8 protein-coding genes are annotated in these 19,515 nt (G+C 67.1%); 7 read left to right on the top strand and 1 reads right to left on the bottom strand.

The features are described 5' to 3' along the window. Positions 1-258: 258 nt before the first annotated feature. The 7 genes from NFH97_RS18685 (at position 259) to NFH97_RS18655 (ending at position 17,958) form a co-directional block, all read left to right on the top strand. Entirely contained in the window at positions 259-10,179 is a 9,921-nt protein-coding gene (locus NFH97_RS18685; protein ID WP_349625347.1) for a VCBS domain-containing protein, read from the top strand. A 23-nt stretch (positions 10,180-10,202) separates the two neighbouring features. After that, positions 10,203-11,798, top strand: coding sequence for a TolC family protein (locus tag NFH97_RS18680; protein WP_349625346.1), 1,596 nt, complete (start codon positions 10,203-10,205; stop codon positions 11,796-11,798). After that, the gene (locus NFH97_RS18675) at positions 11,788-12,636 is read left to right on the top strand and encodes an efflux RND transporter periplasmic adaptor subunit (protein WP_349625345.1); all 849 of its coding nucleotides are present in this window, start codon (positions 11,788-11,790) and stop codon (positions 12,634-12,636) included. Before NFH97_RS18680 ends, NFH97_RS18675 begins: the two co-directional genes overlap by 11 nt. Continuing rightward, positions 12,633-14,063 carry an efflux RND transporter periplasmic adaptor subunit gene (locus tag NFH97_RS18670; protein WP_349625344.1) on the top strand — a complete coding sequence of 477 codons (1,431 nt, stop codon included), beginning with the start codon at positions 12,633-12,635 and terminating at the stop codon, positions 14,061-14,063. Before NFH97_RS18675 ends, NFH97_RS18670 begins: the two co-directional genes overlap by 4 nt. Positions 14,064-14,065: 2 nt before the next feature. Next, positions 14,066-16,291, top strand: a complete 2,226-nt coding sequence (locus tag NFH97_RS18665) for a site-2 protease family protein (RefSeq protein ID WP_349625343.1) — start codon at positions 14,066-14,068, stop codon at positions 16,289-16,291. 168 nt (positions 16,292-16,459) lie between these two features. Next, on the top strand, positions 16,460-17,224 hold the full coding sequence (locus NFH97_RS18660) for a FadR/GntR family transcriptional regulator (RefSeq protein ID WP_231498686.1): 765 nt from the start codon (positions 16,460-16,462) through the stop codon (positions 17,222-17,224). 104 nt (positions 17,225-17,328) lie between these two features. Beyond that, positions 17,329-17,958, top strand: coding sequence for a CDP-alcohol phosphatidyltransferase family protein (locus NFH97_RS18655; RefSeq protein ID WP_213228006.1), 630 nt, complete (start codon positions 17,329-17,331; stop codon positions 17,956-17,958). Between the two features lie 103 nt (positions 17,959-18,061). Here NFH97_RS18655 and NFH97_RS18650 read toward each other — a convergent pair whose 3' ends face one another. Continuing rightward, the gene (locus tag NFH97_RS18650) at positions 18,062-19,486 is read right to left on the bottom strand and encodes a sugar porter family MFS transporter (protein WP_045994536.1); all 1,425 of its coding nucleotides are present in this window, start codon (positions 19,484-19,486) and stop codon (positions 18,062-18,064) included. Positions 19,487-19,515 lie beyond the last annotated feature (29 nt).

The following is a 19,515-nucleotide window of genomic DNA, read 5'->3' as shown; positions in this document are numbered from 1 at the left end:
TATTTGCTTCAGCGGGCATTCCTGACGTTCGCCCTCCCCCAAAAAAGGGCCCTGCCAGCCCTCGAGTGAAGGGCTGGGGCCTTGGCGTCAGCCGCCTACCATAGCCTTGTCACTACCGTCCTGATCCGCGTAGCCACTCCTCCACTTTTTCGGCACAGAATGAGAATCAACGTCTATGTTTAGGGTATTGTGCAGAAATGGCATTAAAAGCGTCATCTGCCATCGATACAGTGACAACAAGGAAAGGCAGGAGTCGGTATGAAGGGAACTCGTTCACGGCTGATCGCGCTGGAGCCACGCCTGCTGTTCGATGGCGCCATGGCGGCCACCCCCGACCCCGCCAGCGATGGCGACGGTGGGAAACCCAACCAGCAGCCAACGGACGGCGACGGCCAGGCACCGGCCACCCAGGGCGACAGCGACAGCCCCCGTGGTAGCGGAGCGCCGGCTCGCCATCTGGTGGTGGTGGACGCCCGCCTCTCCGACGCCCAGCGCCAGACGATCCGCGAGGGTCTTGCCGACGACGCCGAACTGCTCGAGGTCGACGCCGACGAGAACGGTATCGAGGCCATCACCGCTGCCCTGGCCGGCATGGACCAGGTCGAGAGCGTGGAGATCTTCAGCCACGGCGCCTCAGGCCAGTTTCAGCTCGGCGATACCCTGGTCGGCAACGACACTCTCACGAGCCTGACGGCGAGCCTCGGCCAGTGGCGCGAGGCACTGACGGCCGACGCCGACCTGCTGCTCTACGGCTGTCGCATCGGCGCCACCGACGCAGGGCTCGAACTGGTGCAAGGTCTCGCCAGCGCCACCGGCATGGACGTGGGCGCCTCCACCGATGATACCGGCCACAGTGGCCTGGGCGGCGACTGGGAACTGGAGCGTCAACAGGGGCAACTGGCTGACGACCGTGGCGTGGCACTCGCCGCCCTGGCACCCTTGGATGGCCTGCTGGCCGACGCCGAGCCGACGGCGTCGCTCGGCGAATCTGCCGCGGAGGTGCCGCTGGGCGAGGAATTTCAGTTCACCGTCAGCGTGTCCAATGCCTCCACCGCCCAGGAGGGCTACGCCCCCTTTGTCCAGTTGATCGTGCCCGCTACCGGCAAGGACGGCGCCGGCGCCGAGGTCGACGATGGCATTGTCATCACCTCGGCAAGCTACCTGGGAGGGCAACTCGACCTCTACCAGGTGACCTTCGACGCCAACGGCGAGGCGGTGCATCCCCTGGCAAAGGACGCCAATGGCGAACCGATCACCGTGCTGGCCTCGAACTATGGGGCCCAGGCCGGCGACACCCTGGTGGTGGCGGCGCTGCCCTTCGCCAGCCTGACCAGCGACCAGCCAAGCATCGACGTCACCTTTACCGGCCAGCTCAGTGAGCTGGCTGACACCTCCCAGACCAACGGCAGCCCGGACCTGGTCATCCAGGCCATGGCCGGCTTCGAGCTCGGCAACGATGCCCTGTCCAACCCGGAGCAGGACCCCAGCCTGCTCGGTAGCGCGGTCGCCTTCACCATCACCCCCACGGTCATCGCGGTGGAGCAGAGCCTCGACATGAGCGAGGGCGACACCACCACCGGCGAGAACTACCCCCACAGCCTGGTCACCACGGTGCGCCCGGCAGGCGCCGGGGCCACCGCCCAGACCCTGACCGACGTAGTCATCACCCAGCCGGTTCCGGACAACGTTCAGGTCACCGCCATCGATCCCGGCAACGGCACCCTGACCTCCATCACCCTGGCCAGCGGCAACACCTACACCGGTGACCTGACCATACAGGCGCTGATCGACAGCGATGCCTTCATCACCTCCTACACGGTGACCTACGACAACCTCACCGAGGCCCAGTCCAGCCGGGTCGACTTCTATGTGCCGGAGACCGATGCCAACGGCGCCCCTGTCCTCGACCCGGTGACTGGCAACGACACCACGATCAAGTTCGGCGCCCCCACCGGCAGCGGCGTCTGGCTGCCGCTGGACGATCGCGACCGCAATCCCGACGATCCCGACGGCAAGGTCAGCTTCGAGGGTACCGGCGATGAGCTGAGCTTCGTTGCCAAGTCGATCACCCTGGAAAAGACCGCCACCCTGGCCATCGATACCGGCACCAGCGGCCTGACTCCGGGTGACACCCTGGAATACCAGCTGGAGATGGCGCTGTCGGACTACTTCGCCTTTGGCGAGGACACCCAGCTCGAGGGTCAGTTTGTCGTCACCGATACCCTCGGCGACGGCCAGACCCTCGAGGGCACCCCGACGCTGATCCTCTACAGCGGTGATGACGCCACCACCATCGATCTGGTGGTCACCACCAGCGTCAATGCCGATGGCACCACCACCCTTGGCTTCGATATCGCCCTGTCGATCCAGAACGCTCTGGGTGACCAGGCCTGGCTCGCCGGCGACGCCGCCTTCGATGGGGTGATCGACGCCGGCGCCACCCGTGCGCTGATCAGCTATCGCGCGGTCATCGACGACGCCTATGCAGACGAGGACGTGACCGACCACCCTACCATCAACGAAGGCGACAGCCTAGGCAATGCCGCCGAGGTCGATGCCACCCTGCTGCTCAACCCGAACAACCTGACCGGCGATAGCGAGACCGACGACTCCAGCACCGAACTGACGGTGCCCACCAGCCAGGTGGACATCGCCATCGAAGGAGGCGTCAGCGAACTGGCCCCCGGCGACGAGGTGACCTTCACCCTGCGCTATGAGCTGGTCACCGGCGACCACGAAAACTTCCAGTTGATCGCCTACCTGCCGCTGCCGCTGCTCGACACCTCGGGCATCAGCTGGACGGAAGGTACTGGCCCCGGCCAGTGGTCCCTGGCAGCGGACAACAGCTGGGCGGGCGATATCACCAGCGTAGCGAGCGGTCCCGGCAACGCCATCGTCTTTACCCTGGCAGACCTGACCACGACAGAGGCCAGCACCATCGCCCTGAGCTTTACCATGACGGTGGGGGATCAGCCCTTCGCCGATGGTCGCTCGCTGGACGTGCTGGCCGAATCGCGCCAGACCACCACCCTCGACAAGACCGAACTGGTGACCCAGGACGTGGTCAAGGTGCAGTCGGTGGCCGAGCCGGTCGTCACCATCACCCATGGGGTGGTGTCCTCGACCAACGGCAGCGTCAGCGGCACCAGCGGCAGCTGGAATGCGCCCGACACGACAGGTGCGCCCTTCACCGGCAGCATTACCGACCCGGCGGCGGTGGACGGCGACGTCACCGACATCGACGCCGGCGACACCCTGCGCCTGGCCACCCTGCTCGAGAACACCGGCGGCGGCGGCGCCTTCGACGTGACGACGGTTGTCGAGCTGCCCGCTGACCTGGTCTTCGTCGGCGACAGCCTGGGCAGTGCCAACCTGACCCTGACGCTCGGTGACGGCAGCGTGCTGATCGAGGGCACCGACTACAGCGTCAGTGGCAACACCATCACCCTGCTCGACGACAGCGGCCAGGCCACCCTGCAGGCCGGGCGGGATGGCAGCGCCAGCGACGCCGCCGGCACCAACATCATCGTCATCACATACGACGTGACCGTGGCCGCGACGGTCAGCGCCAGTCGCACCCTAGGCACCAAGGCAACGCTCACCAACTACGCCAGCGTCGACGGCGGCACCGACTTTACCCCGACGGATCTCGATGACGACGCGACCCAGCAGGTGGCGGCGCCAACCATCACCACCACCTTCGCCGTCGGCGGCGACGCCACTGACGACGATTCAAGCGAGACCCACACCGACGGCGCCGACCTGGTGGTCGGCGAGTCGATGCCCTACGACATCGTGGTGACCCTGCCAGAAGGCACTACCCAGGAACTCAGGGTCAATGACCTGATACCGCCGGGCATGGCGCTGGATACCTCCTACAATGGCTCGGGTTATAAACTGATCACCCTGGCCGCCGGCAGCGACAACCTGAGCGCCGACTTCGCAGGCAGCGTCTCCGTCTCAGGCCTTGCCGGCAGTGGCGGCCCCCTAGGCGTCGATGGCGTCGATGGCGTCGATGGCCAGTTCACCTTCAGCGCCGCCGGCGCCACCGGCGACAACGACACCGGCAACAATACCTTTGTTCTGCGCGTCCGCCTGATTGCCACCAACACCCTCAACAACCAGCAAGGCACCGAACACGAACACAAGGCGGGCCTGACCTATCAGGACGTCGACGGTGATGAGGTCAACGGCAGCACCGCCGTGGATCGCGACGTCAGTCAGCCCGGTACGGGCCCGACCACCACCCTGGTGGAACCCACGGTCAGCATCGAACAGGCGCTGACCACTCCCTCCGACCCGGGTCTCGGAGTCGACTCTGGTGACGCCATCGAGTACGCCGTCACCTTTTCGAACACCTCGGGGGTCGACGCCTTCGACCTGGGGCTGTCTGTCCAGCTACCTGCTGAACTCGACGGCGTCAGCCTTGAGGCGGTGAGTTTCAGCGACGCCAACGGGCCCGCCGTGGGTGACTTCGAGATCACCGGCAACGACACCGACGGCTATCAACTCAGCCTCAAGAGTGGATTCGATCTCGACCTGCGTACCGACCATTCCATCACCCTGACCATCGGAGGCACCGTGGGCGCCACTGCCGCGGATCTGGCGAACCTCACCTCCGAGGCCCGGGTCGACTGGACCAGTCTCGACGAGACCAGCTCCAGCAATGGTACCGAACGTACAGGGGCCAACGGGGAACTGGGGGATGGCTCCCTCAACGACTATCGTCAGATCGATATCCAGGCGATCCCGATCGCTCAGACACTGCAGGTGTCCCGCGTCGGCGGGCTGGACAGCACCGCAGCTGCAGACCCGACCGGCGACACCCGCGAAGACGTCGCGGTGGGTGAAATCATCCGCTACAGGGTGGTGGCGCTGCTGCCCGAAGGCACTACGGACAACTATCAACTGACGATTCAGGTCGATGAAGGTCTCACCATTCTCCCGGAGACGGCCAACCAGATCAAGATGGCCTTCATCGCCAACGGTGGCGGTCTGACAAGCAACCTTAACACCGGCGCCAATTCCGTCGATGGCAATGGCCAGTCCCCCGAGGCCGGGTACATCCAGAGCGACCTGAGCGGCAGACCGGAGGGTGTGCTCGACCCTGCCCGCTACACCATCAGCGGCGATGGACGCACCCTGACCATCGACCTGGGCACCATCACCAACACCAACAACGACCTCGACAAGGAAGGCATTTCGCTCGAGTTCAATGTGCGGGTCGACAACGTCTCGACCAACCAGGCAGGGACAGAGCTTGGCATGGTCGTGACCGAAAGCCGCGACGGCACCAGTTTCCAGAGCGAGGAAATCTACGAACGAATCGTCGAGCCGTCCTTCGAAGAAATGACCAAGACGGTGGTGGACTTCGATCCTGCCCCGGATGACACCACCGGCACCGCCAGCGTCACCGTTGCCTTTACTCAGAACGGAGGCATGCCCGCCTACGATGTGGTGCTGACCGACGCCTTCGACGACGGCGATGACTATCGCCTCGACAGCCTTACTATCGGTGGCACCACCTACACCCCCACCTTCGATGACGGCAGCGGCAGCTACAGCGGATTGCCCTCCGGGGTGACGGTATCCGCCCCGGATGCCGACGCGCTCACCATCTCGTTCGAGCGGCTCGACCCGGGCACCCAGGTCAGTCTCACCTATAGCGTCGAGGTACCCAACAACGCGCCGGTGGCGGCCGATGATGCCGAGGCCCGTCTTGCCTGGTCCAGCCTGCCCGACGACGGCAGCTTCGATGGCTTTGCTGGCAGCGATGTTGGCGACGACGGCACACCAGCGGGCGAGCGTACCGATACCGACGGAAGCGGCGGGCTCAATGACTATGTATTGACCGCCGGGGCGAGTCTCGGGCTGATCGAAGGCACCCTGTGGAATGACACCCTCAGCGCCGACGACATTACCGCACCCGATGGCGATGGCCTGGCCGGCGTCAGTGTGACCCTGACCTGGGCAGGCAGCGATGATACCTTCGGTAACGCCGACGACGTCAGCTACACCACCGTCACCGACGCAAACGGCAACTACTCCTTCGGCGTGCTGCCCAAGGGCAGCTATCGCATCTCGGCCAGCGAAAGCCTCACCGACGCCGATGCCGGCGAGCTGAAGGCGCGTATCGACACCGACGGCGGCACCTTCGGCGACGGCAGCCTGTCGTTGATCACCGGCAACGTCGACGGCGCCACCAACTTCGACGCCGATATCGGCTATGTCGAACTCAACGACGCCCCGGTGCACGCCTTGCCGGCCTCGCCGGCCTCCGGCAACGAAGACACCGAATTTGCCATCACCGGCATCTCGATTGCCGACCCCGACGCCCTGACGCCCGGCGCCCCAAGCGCCCCCGCCGCCCAGGACCTGACCACCACCCTGAGTGTGAACAACGGCACCCTGAACGCTTCCAGCGCCGGTGGCGCCAGTGTGTCAGGCAGCGGCACCGGCGAGCTGATCCTCACCGGCAGCGTCGCCGAGATCAACGCCGCCCTCGCCACCCTCCACTATAAAGGCAACGCCAACTTCAACGGCAACGATACCCTGACCATCGTCACCAGCGACAACGGCAACTTCGGCGATCACCCGGACAACGGCAACGGCATCCCCGGCGAGGAGATCGACGACGCCCTGACCGACCGCGATACACTGGCCATCGAGGTCATCGCGGTCAACGACGACCCTGTCGCCATCGACGACAGCGCCACCGCCGTGGAGGCCGGGGGGCGCTTCAATATCGGCGGCATCGACCCCAACGGCCTGGTCTTCGGCAACGACAAAGACCCCGACAAAGGTGACGCCGACCCCGACGTGCTGACGGTAGTCCGGGCGGGCACCACCGCGGGCTCACTGCAGGCGGTCAACAGCGACCCCGCCTCGCCCACCCGTATCCAGGGCAGCTACGGCACCCTGCTGATCTCCTCGAGCGGCTCGGCGGAGTACCAGCTCGACAACGACGACGCTGACGTCGAGGCGCTGAGGCTGAGCGGCAATACGCTGACCGAGACCTTTGTCTATGAGATCGGCGATCGCGCGGGCGCCACCTCCCAGGCCACCATCACCATCACCATCGAAGGCGCCAACGACGCCCCGGTGGGCGTCGACGACAGCGGCGTGGCCATCGAGGCGGGCGGTATCGGCAATGCCACCGCCGGCCAGGACGCCAGCGGCAATGTGCTGACCAACGATACCGACGTCGACCTCAACGGCGAGACCAAGGCGGTGTCCGGGATCCGTGTTGGCGATGAGCTCCTCGGCAGTTTCGATGAGGTCACCGGCGCCACCGCCGTAGACGGCAGCTACGGCACCCTGACCATCAATCCGGATGGCAGCTATACCTACGTCATCGCTGACGACAACGCAGACGTCGAAGCCCTGGCGGTGGGCGATACCCTGAGCGAGACCTTCAGCTACCTGGTCACCGACGCAGAGGGCCTCGATGACATCGCGGTGCTGACCATCACCATCGAAGGCGCCCAGGACAACCCCGTCGCCACCGACAACACCACCAGCGCCCAGGCGCCATCCTCCGACGGCGCCACGCCGGCGGTGGACGGCACCGGCAATCTGATCGCTGATGACGACGGCGACATGGTCGATAGTGACGTGGATACCATCGACCAGGGTGCGCTCTCCATCGGCGCCATTCGCCCCGGCAGCGAGGCGGCCGGCGGCGCCATGACCGGCCTCGGTGGCGTCAGCGCCAGCGTCGATGGTCAGTACGGGCGGCTCACGGTAGACGCCGACGGCAGCTACCGCTACGTGGTCGACGGCGACAACGCCGCCGTCCAGGCACTGGCGGCAGGCGCCACCCTGAGCGAGACCTTCACCTATCGGCTGATCGACACCGCCGGCAATCCGGACCTGGCCGAGCTGGTCGTCACCGTCACCGGCGCCAACGATCCGCCGAGCCCGGTGGCCGACCAGGCCATCGCGGTGGAAGCCGGGGGTACCGCCAACGCCACCCCAGGTGACGACCCCAGTGGCAATGTCCTGACCAACGACGACGACGTGGATGGACAGACACTGAGTGTCGATCAGGTCCGCTTCAACACCACCACGGTAAACGCCGGCCAGCCGCTGGCCGGGCGCTACGGCACCCTGACCCTGAACGCCGACGGCAGCTTTTCCTATGTGGTCGATAACAGCAATCCGGCGGTGGAGGCCCTAAGAACCGCCAACGATACCCTCACCGAGGTCTTCGTCTACCGCAGCGTCGATCCCCTGGGTGCCAGCACCACGGCGCGTCTGACCGTGACCATCGAGGGACGCGACGATGCCCCGGTGGCCGCCGACAACGTCGCCCTGGCGGTGGCCGACAGCGATCAGGGCACCGGCCGTGATCCCAGCGGCAATGTGCTCGACAACGACAGTGATATCGACGCCGGTGACCAACTGGCCGTGAGTGGCGCCCGCCCCGGCACCGAGGCCGCAGGCGGGGCCCTGTCCACCCCCAGCGCCGGCACGATAACCCTGACAGGCCAGTACGGCACCCTGACGCTTGCTACCGACGGCAGCTACAGCTACGCGGTCGACCAGTCCAACGCCGAGATCCTCGGGCTTGGCCCCCTGGAGTTCCGCCGTGACGTCTTTACCTACGAGGCCCGTGATCTGGCGGGACTGGTGGACCTGGCCGAACTGACGGTGTTCGTGCGCGGCCAGAACCAGGCGCCGGTGCCCGGCACCGACGATGGCCTGGCGGTGGAGGCCGGTGGCCGCGACAACGCCACGCCCGGGGCGGACGCCGTGGGTAACGTGCTCGACAACGACAGCGACGTCGATGGCGACATCAACCTCGGCGTCAACCTGCTCGGCCCCAACCTGACGGTGACCGGCGTTCGCACCGGCGATGACCCAAGCGCCGGCACCGAAGGCACCCTCGGCAAGGCACTCAAGGGCCGCTACGGCAGCCTGGTGATGGAGGCCGACGGCAGCTACCGCTACCAGGTCGATGACGACAACCCGGAGGTCCAGGCGTTGCGTCAAAGCGGCCAGACCCTGGTCGACGTCTTCACCTATGCGCTGGAGGACCGCTGGGGCGGCCCCGCCAGTGCCAGCCTGACGATCACCATCGATGGGCGCAACGATACACCGACGGCCCGCGACGACAGCGGCGACGCCGTGGACATCGGCGGAGGCGCGAGCCGCCCCGATGCCACCGGCAATGTGCTGCCCAACGACACCGACGTCGACGCCGAGCGCTACGGCGAGACCCAGAGGGTCACCCTGGTGGCACAGGACGGCGTCAGCGCGGCGCCCGGCGAGCGCCTGGCGGGCCGCTACGGCACCCTGATCATCGAGGCGGACGGCAGCTACCGCTACTTTATCGACCGCACCAACAGCGAGGTGCTGCGCGCCAGCGGCCTGGGTCCGCTGTTGCAGGAGGTCTTCGTCTACACCCTGACCGACCAGGCCGGCGCCAGCGACACCGCCACCCTGACCCTGACCCTGGATATCGCCGCACCCTATATTCCGATCAGGGATGGCGCCGGCCCCCACTTCCTGCGCCCGGACGATGGGCGCCAGTCGCGCGCCACCCTTGGCGATGTCGACCCGGTGGTCTATGTCACCCCGGAAGTCGAGCGCAACAGCCGCCAGGTCTTCGATTACCTGCGCCTGTCCCACGGCGCCCAGCCCTGGCTGGTCCGGCCGCTGGAGACGCAGATCCCGTCGCTGGCCAACGGCCTGGGTGAGGTGCCAGGCCAGTACGTGCTACGCGGCGTAGCCTTGAGTCGCCTGTACGCCGAGCAGGATCAATTGCTGATGCTGGGCCGCCACGGCCGCACCGACCTGACGGCGGATGGCCTGCTGGCCGATCCCTCCCTCTACGCTCCCACCCGCGAACAATTGCTGAACAACGCCGCTGGTGCCGATGGCGAACCGACGATTCCGACGCGAAGCTCGACGCCGGGCGACGCTCAACCTGGCTCGGCCGAGGCGCCGAACCGCGACGCGGCAGATGACGGCCGGCCTGTGCTGCCGCCGGGGGCCGAATGGATCGCCGATGGTGACCAGGACGATCGCCTCGAGCCAGCAGCGCTGGCCCAGGGCGGCTGGCGCGGGCCAGATGAGACCTCCGGCGCCTCTCCCAGGGTCGCTGCAGGCTTTCGCGCACAACTGACGGCCATGGCCGGCTCCACCGCGCCGCTGCGAGGGGAGCACGACCTGTGAGATTCGAACGACAAGGACACCGCATGCATCGACTACCGCTCACCACGCTGGCGGTCACCGCCGGCCTGACCCTGAGTGCCTGCTCCAGCCTCGAGCCCCAGCCCTTCGCCGCCACCGAGATCCGTCAGCGGGCGATCAGCGACCAGGCCCAGATGTATCGCCTGCAGGAGCCGCTCAATCAGCCGGTCACCTTCTACGAGGCCGCCGCCCGGGCACTCAAGTACAACCTCGACTATCGCCTGAAGCTGATGGAAAGCGCCCTGGCCTCGAACCTGCGTGACGTCTCGCGCCATGAACTGCTGCCACGCATCGTCGCCGAGGCCGGCTACAGCGATCGCAGCAACGACTCCGGCGGCACCTCCATCGGTATCGAGGACGGCGAGGAAAGCCTGCGTCCTTCCACCTCGGAGCAGCGCTACCGTTCCACCGCGGGCCTTGGCCTGTCCTGGAGCCTGCTCGACTTCGGCCTGGCCTACTACGAGAACCAGCAGAAGGCCGACCAGATGCTGATGGCCGAGGAACGTCGGCGCAAGGTCGCCCAGAACGTGCTGCGCGACGTGCGCAACGCCTACTGGCGCGCACTCGCCGCCCAACGCCTGATTCCTCGCCTCAATGTACTGCTGGCGCGCACCGAGGTAGCGCTGGACGCCGCCCGTGAGGCCCAGCGCCAGGGATTGCTGCCACGCCAGGAGGTACTGGCCTACCAGCGCGCCCTGCTCGACTCCACCACCCTGCTGACCGCGCGCCGCCAGGATCTGGAGCTGGCCAAGACCGAACTGGCCGCACTGATGTCGCTGCCCCCCGGTACCCGCCTGATCCTGGCCGACGAACCGGAACCGGATCTTCCCCCGGACGTCAGCGATATCGAGCGCCTGGAACAGCTGGCGCTGCAGCACCGCCCGGAGATCATGGAGGAGTGGTACCGCAAGCGGGTCAACCAGAACGACCTGGAAGCCGCCAAGCTCAGGCTGTGGCCCAACGTCACAGTCAGCGCGGGCATCGAGTACGACTCCAACGACTACCTGTACAACAACGACTGGACCGAGACCGGCGTCAACGTGTCCCTGAACCTGTTGAAGCTGTTGTCCTATCCCGATCTGAACGAAGCCCAGGACACCCAGGGTGACGCCGACGACCTGCGCCGTACCGCCCTGTCCATGGCGGTACTGACCCAGGTTCGGGTGGGCGCCCTGCGCTACCACCTGGCCCGCGAGGAGCTCGAGTACAGCGACGAGAGCCTCGAGGTGGACGAGGACCTGCTGGCCTACGCCAAGGCCGCGGCCTCCTCTTCCATCGGCTCGGAGCTTGAGGTGATTCGCGCCGAGAGCCGCTATCTGCTGTCCCAGTACCAGCGCGAGGCGGCCTACTCCCGCGCCCAGGCCGCCTGGGGCCGGTTGTTCAACTCGGTTGGCCTGGACGTGCTGCCCGAGACCGTCGCCCAGCACGATGTACAGACCCTGGCCGGCGAGATCGAGCGGATCATGACCACCCACGAGCGCCAGGGCATCATTGCGCCTCACCCGGGCCAGCCACCGGCGCCAGCCGGCGGGCCCACCCTGGAGCCGCGTCGCCCGCAGCCTGGGACGGGCGCCGATAAGGGGGGAACCGATGCCGTCTAGTCGTCTTCGTACGCGCTCGGCCGGGATGCTCCTCGGCCTCGCCCTGCCCCTGCTCGGGCTTTCGGCGCTGGCATCGGCCCAGCAGTCGGCACCTCAATCGACACAGCAATCGATCCAGCAGCCGATACAGGAGAACCGGAGCGAGCTGACCATGCGCGCCCTGCTGGCCCCGCAGCAGGAGGCGACCCTGTCCAGCCGCATGGAAGGCACCCTGGACGAGCTGGCCGTGTCGCTGGGTGCTACGGTGGCCGAGGGCGATGTGCTGGCCCGCTTCGACTGCCGAATCGAGCAGGCCCGGGTCAACGTGGCCAATACCGAACTCGGCGTGGCCCGGCTCAACAGCCAGGCCAAGGACCGCCTGCGCCGCCTGGACGCGGTGGGCGATCTCGAGGTGGCGCTGGCCCGGGCGGAGGTCGACAAGGCCCAGAGCGCCTTGAACCTTGCCGCCGTCCAGCGCGATCGCTGTACCTTGAAGGCGCCCTTCGCCGGGCGCATCGCCGCGGTTCACGTCAAGCCGTTCCAGACCATGGCCGCCGGTACGCCGATCGTCGATCTGGTCGGTGATGGCCCTCTCAAGGTCCGGCTCAATGCCCCCTCGGCGCACCTGGCCGAACTCGGTGAAGGCCAGCCAGTCAGTCTTGACGTCAGCGAGACCGGCAAGCGCTACGCCGCCACGCTCAGCGCGGTGAGTGCCCGCATCGATGCGGTGGCCCAGACCGTCGAGCTCGAGGCACGCCTCGACCAGGCCCATGACGAGCTGATGCCCGGCATGACCGGGCGTGCCACCCTGGTGGCCGAATCGCCCACCACAGAGGACAGCGACGAAGGCACGCCATGAGCGCCAGCGAACACCCACGCCCGGCGTCGCTGGCGTCATTGAGCCTGGCCCTGCGAGATCGCGCGCTGGACGCCGACTCACGCACCACCCTGGCCTTCTCCATCGCCAACGACCCCTATCCGCTGCTGCGCTTTCGTCAGGCCCTGGTACTGGAGGGCCGTGCCCGGGGCGCGCTCAGGCTGCGCTGTGTCTCGGGGCTGGCCACGCCCACCGAGCGCACCCCCTTCGTCAACTGGGTGGAAAGGCTCAGCGCCTGGCTACTCGATCAACACGACGTCGATGGCCCCAGGCTGCTGCTGCGCGATCAACTGGAACTCCCCGATGACCTGGCCGAGGGCTGGGCCCAGTGGTGGCCAGAGGTGCTGTGGCTGGTGCCGCTGGGTCCCGGCGGCGCCGACGTCGACCGAAAGTCGACCACCGACCATGCCTGGGCGCTGTTTCTGCTCGAGCAGCCACCGCCCCAGGCGCTGCGCCAGCAGCTCGGTGGCCTGGCCGCCACCTGGCGCTACTGCTGGCAGGCCCTGGCGCCACGCCGACGCGCCTGGCAGCTACCGCGTCGTCGGCTCGGCTGGCTGTTATTGGTTGCAGTGATCGCCGCGATGTTCCTGCCGGTGAGCCAGTCGGCCCTGGCCCCGGCCGAGATCGTGTCGCTGGACAGCGCCGCCATCACCAGCCCGCTGGACGGTGTGGTGGCCGAGATGCTGGTGGAACCCAACTCACGCGTCGAGGCCGGCACCCCCCTGTTTCGCCTGGATCGTAGCGAACTCGAAGGCCGCGCCGAGGTACTCAGGCGTCAGCTCGAGGTGGCCAGCGCCGAGCTCGACGCCGCCGGCAACCTGGCCTTCGACGACCGCTCACGGCTCGCCGACATAAGTCGCCTGAGGCGCCAGCAGGCACAGCGCCTGGCCGAGCTGGAGGCACTGGAGGCGAGGCTCGAACGCACCCTGGTGACGGCTCCGACGACGGGAGTCGCGGTCTACAGCGACCCCGACGACTGGGAAGGACGCCCCGTCGCCACCGGCGAGCGCATCCTGCGCCTGGCCGACCCCGATCAGCCGGCGGTGGAGATCCAGCTGGCCGCCGCCGATGCCATCACCCTGGCACCCGGGGCCGAGGTCAAGGTGTTCCTCAGCGCCCGGCCGCTGGAACCGATCGGTGCGCGCCTCACCCAGACCAGCTACGAAGCCTCGACCGACGCAGATGGCGTCGCCGCCTATCGCCTGCTGGCCGAGCTTGCGCCGACCGAGGTGAAAGACAGCGCCGGACAGAGCCTCGACCAGGGGACCGATACCCAGACCGACTCGACAGCGAACCAGGTACGCCTGGGGCTGCACGGCACCGCCAAGGTCTACGGCGAAGAGGTCAGTCTCGGCTACTACCTGCTGCGCCGGCCGCTGTCGGCCCTGCGCGCCTGGACGGGGTGGTAGCCATGGCCTCAGCGACACCCGCACGCCATGGCCCGGGGGCTTCCCATAGTGCGGCTGCCTCACCCACGGAAGCCAACGCCAGTCCCTTTACCGCGACGATGGACCATCACACCGCCGGCGTCGATGAACGGGCGGATCGTCCGCCGCCACCGCTGCGCGAGGACCTGGTGCTGGTGGATGCAGGTCGTGATCGCCATGGCGAGCCCCAGTGGTCGATCCAGGACCCGGTGACCAATCGCTTCTACCGGATCGGCTGGCTCGAGTTCGAGTGTCTGGCGCGCTGGGGGGCGAGCCCCGCGCGGATTCGCGACGAGATCGCCGCCCAGACGCCGATGCAGCCGTCGCTCGAGCAGGTGCTGGAACTGGTCGACTTTCTCGAGCATCACCGTCTCTTGCGGGCCGGGCCCGACGCTACCGACCGATTGGCCCGCGAGGCCGCCACAGGCGCCGCCTGGCGCAAGCTGTCCTGGTGGCTGCATCACTATCTGTTCTTTCGCCTGCCGCTGGTGCGCCCGCAGCGCTTTCTTGGCGCCGTGGTGCGCGCCCTGCCCTGGCTGTTCAGCCGTGGCATGGTCACGGCGGTGCTGTTGCTCGGACTGCTCGGGCTGGTGCTGGTGGTGCGCCGCTGGGACCACTTTACCCACGCGGTGATGGACGCCTTCTCGATGTCGGGCATGCTCAGCTTCGCCTGTGCACTGGTGGTCGCCAAGGCCTGCCACGAGCTCGGCCATGCCCTGGTGGCGACCCGGCTGGGGGTAAAGGTGGCGCATATGGGGGTCGCCTTTATCGTGCTGTGGCCGATGCTCTACACCGACACCGGCGAGAGCTGGAAACTCAGGCGCAGCCGATCGCGGTTGGCGATCTCGTCGGCGGGCATGCTGGTGGAGCTTGGCCTGGCAGGCCTGGCGACCCTCGGCTGGGTGCTGACCGAGCCGGGCGCCGTCAACTCGGCACTTCTGTATCTGGCCACCACCAGCTGGGTGCTGAGCCTGGCGATCAACGCAAGTCCCTTCATGCGCTTCGACGGCTACTTCGTGCTGACCGATCTGCTCGACTTCCCCAACCTGCACGAGCGCGCCGGCGCCCAGGCCCGCGTGTGGCTGCGCCGGCGACTGCTGGGGCTCGACGAGGCCTGGCCGGAACCCTTCCCCCGTCACCAGCGACGTTCGCTGGTGCTGTTCGCCTTCGCCACCTGGCTGTATCGGCTGGTGCTGTTCCTCGGCATCGCCCTGGCCGTCTATCATCTGTTCTTCAAGGCGCTGGGCATCGTCCTGTTCGCCGTGGAAATTGCCTGGTTCATCCTGATGCCCGTCACCCGAGAACTGCAGCACTGGTGGTCCCATCGCCGCGCCGTCCCCGGGCGCTTTCGCCTGGCCTGGCTGTTGGCCCTCGGCACCCTGCTGTTGCTGGCCTGCCTGCCCCTGCAGACCCGCGTCAGCGGGCCTGGCGTGCTCCACGCCGAGCGCGAGCTGACCCTGTACTCGCCGTTTCCCGCACGCCTGGAGACCATCGCCGCCTCCGGGCGGGTCGAGCGAGAGGCGGCCCTGGTGCGGCTGAGCGAGCCGGATATCCGACGTCGCGAGCTGGCCCAGGAAAACGAGCTCGACCTGCTGGAGGCCGAACTCGCGGGGCTGCTCGACGCCGACGATGGGCGTAATCGCGACAGCGCTACCCTGGCGCTACACCGCGTCAGCGAAAGTGGACGCCAGGCCGCCCGGCGGGAGCAGCAGCGACTGGTCATCAACGCCCCCTTCGCCGGCGAATGGCAGCGCTTCGATCGACAACAGACGCCGGGGCAATGGGTCGCGACCCGAGAGCCGCTGGGCGTACTGGTGGACCCCTCGACCTGGGTCATCGATGCCTACGTGCCTCAGGACGAGGTCCACCGCCTGAGTCCTGGCGCTCGGGTGCGCTTTCTGGTGGAAGGGCACACCCGACCACTGGCCGGACACGTCACCAGCATCGGTGCCACCCGCGCCGAGCACCTGAGTCACACCCTGCTGGCGGCACGTCACGGCGGCCCGTTGTCCACCTACGAGGACCCGGAGGAGCGCGGCAAGTTGCGTCTTGAACGCGCGCTGATCGCGATCGAAGCCCGCCTGGACAGCCCCTGGACAGGCGGCAGGCAGGCCGCTGGCCAATTGCACATCGACGCCGAGCGTCAGAGCCTGGTCGGCCAGTTCACTACCTGGCTCGCTTCGGTGGTGATCCGCGAGAGTGGCTTCTAAGGAGGCTCGCCCCGCTCTGGACTTGCCTGCCCGCGAGCCCATCAGCGCTGCCACTGTGCCCTATTGTCGCTATGCCCCGTTGTCGCTGTGCCGCGTTGTCACTAAGGCGCATTGTCACTATGTTGCACATTCGCTAGCATCGTCACTGCATTCGCCAGGAGCAAGTCAGTGGCCGTCCCATCTCGCAGCAACAGCAAACGCCCCAGCGTGGCCGACTACCTGGCCGAGGCCATCTTCGGCGGACGCTATCGCCCCGGCGACTTCGTGCCCAAGGAGGTCGACCTGGCCGAACAGTTTGCGCTGAACCGTTCGGCGGTCAGGAGCGACCTGCGCCAGCTGGTGGACGTGGGCATCATCGAACGCATTTCCGGCCACGGCTCCAAGGTGCGCGAGGTCGAGGCCTGGAACATCCTCGACCCGTCGGTCACCGACTGGATGACCCGCTACGCGGCTCCCAATCCCGAGATCCAGCGCGAGATCCTGAGCTTCCGCCTCGACGTCGAGCCCTACGTGGCGATGACCGCAGCCCGCCGCGCGACGGCCCGCGATCTGGTCGCCATCGAGGAGGCCTTCGAGGGCATGGAAAGCGCCATGAACGCCGCCGAGGGCGACGCCAAGCGCTTGCACAGCGATCACGACATCGCCTTCCATGTGGCCATCTTCAAGGCCACCCGCAATATCGTCTGGTCCCAGCTCTCGCATATCCTGCGCCCCTCGATCTACCTGCTGATCGAGACCTCCAACGAAAGCGCCAGCGACCCCGAGGACAGCCTCGAGCGTCACCGCGAGCTGATGGAGGCGATACGCACGCGGCGTCCCCAGGACGCCTTTCGCGCCGCCCAGGCGGTGCTCGCCGGTACCGCCGATGCCCTGGGCATCAAGCCCGGCGACTCGGTGCTCGGCAGCGACCTGGAGTTGCCTCCTACCGGCTAGTCAAGGCCCTGTGGGAGCCGCCATGCTATGCTGGCGGCCTGGCGCAGCCCACGCACCCGCCAGCCCCGTCCCCCTCGCCTAGCCCGTCAAAAAGGATCTTTGACATGGCCTCCGTGTATGATTTCAAGCCTCGTTTTCAAGCCCTGCTGCGTCCCTTGGTGGGCCGCCTTCACCAGCGTGGCGTCAGCGCCAATCAGGTCACCCTATTGGCCGCCGTGCTGTCACTGCTGGTGGCGGCAGTGGTTGGCCTCAACGTGCAGACGCAGCTCTGGTTCGTACTGATCGCACTGTGGCTCCCCCTACGCATGGCGCTCAACGCCATCGACGGCATGCTCGCCCGTGAACACGGCCAGCAGACGGCCCTGGGCGGCTACCTCAACGAGCTGTGCGACGTGGTCTCGGACGCCGCCCTGTTCGTCCCCTTCGCGCTGCTGCCCGATACAGGCCCCGGCGCCGTCCTTATCGCCATGGTGCTGGCGATCATCGTCGAGTACGCCGGCGTCATGGGCCCCCTTGTCGGGGCGACCCGACGCTACGACGGCCCCATGGGCAAGAGCGATCGCGCCCTGGTCATCGGCATACTCGCCCTGGTGGTGGCGGTGGGCCTGGCGGCAGGCTGGTTTATCGCAGCGGTATTCTGGCTGATGGCGGTGCTGATGCTGGTCTCGCTGTACCATCGCGTCCAGCGTGGCATCGCCGAGGCCACTGGAGACGACAAGACCCCGGCGCCTTGATCTCGCCGGGGTCCCACCATCAGCAGGCGTGGCACCTAAGATGCAGGACGACAGCCCCGTTCACCATGGGCAACCCGCCTGCTGCCCAACCCGAACGCATGGGTTACTCGTAGGCCATCTGCTCAAGCTCCCGTCCACGGGTCTCCTTGACCCACTTCATCACGAACACCACCGAGCAGGCCGCGAAGAAGGCGTAGACACCGTAGGCCCCGGCAAGGCCGATTCCCGCCAGCATGATCGGGAAGGTCATGGTGATGGCGAAGTTGGCCAGCCACTGGAACAGCCCCGAGACCGCCAGTCCCGAACCGCGCACCTGGTTGGGGAACATCTCACCGAGCATCACCCACATCACCGGCCCCCAGGACACATTGAAGAACAGCACATAGGCGTTGGCCGCCAGCAGCGCCAGCACCCCCATGTCACCGGCCAAGGCCAGCTTTCCGTCGACCATGCTGGCGGTGGAGAAGGCGTAGGCCAACAGGCACAGGGTCAGCGCCATACCCACTGAACCTGCCCACAAGAGCGGCTTGCGACCGATGCGGTCGATCAGCGCGATGGCGATCAGACAGGCGCCGATCGACACCGCACCGCTGATCACGTTGATCAGCAGGGCATCACCCTCGGAGAAGCCCACCGCCTGCCACAGCACCGCACCGTAGTAGAACACCACGTTGATCCCGACCAGCTGCTGGAACACCGCCAGCCCGATACCGACCCAGACGATGCCGTGCACCTTGCCACTGGTGGCGTTGATCAGGTCCCTGAGGCTCGGCACATGGTCGGCGTTCAGCGACGCCTTGATCTCGGCGACCTTGGCCTGCCCCGCCTGCTCGCCGAGCAGGGTGACCAGCACCCGTGTCGCCTTGTCGTCGCGTCCGCGACTGATCAAGAAACGCGGGCTCTCCGGGATACCCAGCAGTGCCAGCAGAAAGATCGCCGCCGGCAGCATCTCGATCCAGAACATCCAGCGCCAGGCGTCGAAGCCGAACCACAGACTGGCGGTGGAGGCGCCGGCGATCTTGGCCAGCACATAGTTGCTGACGAAGGCGATAAACAGCCCCGAGATGATCGCCACCTGCTGGATCGTGGCCAGCCGTCCGCGCCGCTCGGCCGGCGCCACCTCGCTGATGTAGGCCGGCGTCATCACGCTGGCCGCGCCCACCGCCATGCCGCCGAGCACCCGGTAGATCACGAACTCCAGCGAGCCGGTCGCCACCCCGGAGCCCCAGGCGCTGACCAGAAAGAACACCGCCGACACGATCAGCAGCGCACGACGGCCGTAGCGATCGGCCAGGCGGCCGGCGAAGAAGGCACCGATGGCGCAGCCCAGCAGCATCGAGGCCACGTTGAAGCCGGTGCCGACGCTGTCGGAGTCGAAGGCCGTCTGCAGACCATCGACGGTGCCGTTGATCACGCCGCTGTCAAAGCCGAACAGAAAACCGCCGATGGCGGCGATACAGCAGATGGCGAACACATAGCGTTGTCGCTTTAGCGAGGCGGCGTCCGCCGGTGAGGATACGATAGGCATGCTGAACTCCTTGTTGTTGTGATATCGCG

Source organism: Halomonas sp. SCS19, assembly GCF_040147015.1.
Lineage (GTDB): Bacteria > Pseudomonadota > Gammaproteobacteria > Pseudomonadales > Halomonadaceae > Halomonas > Halomonas litopenaei.
Note: the sequence above shows the minus strand (reverse complement) of the source record. Positions and strands in the feature narration are given on the sequence as shown.

Coding starts and splice junctions, on each gene's coding strand:
- NFH97_RS18685 (WP_349625347.1), top strand. CDS start 259: ATGAAGGGAACTCGTTCACGGCTGATCGCGCTGGAGCCACGCCTGCTG.
- NFH97_RS18680 (WP_349625346.1), top strand. CDS start 10,203: ATGCATCGACTACCGCTCACCACGCTGGCGGTCACCGCCGGCCTGACC.
- NFH97_RS18675 (WP_349625345.1), top strand. CDS start 11,788: ATGCCGTCTAGTCGTCTTCGTACGCGCTCGGCCGGGATGCTCCTCGGC.
- NFH97_RS18670 (WP_349625344.1), top strand. CDS start 12,633: ATGAGCGCCAGCGAACACCCACGCCCGGCGTCGCTGGCGTCATTGAGC.
- NFH97_RS18665 (WP_349625343.1), top strand. CDS start 14,066: ATGGCCTCAGCGACACCCGCACGCCATGGCCCGGGGGCTTCCCATAGT.
- NFH97_RS18655 (WP_213228006.1), top strand. CDS start 17,329: ATGGCCTCCGTGTATGATTTCAAGCCTCGTTTTCAAGCCCTGCTGCGT.
- NFH97_RS18650 (WP_045994536.1), bottom strand. CDS start 19,486: ATGCCTATCGTATCCTCACCGGCGGACGCCGCCTCGCTAAAGCGACAA.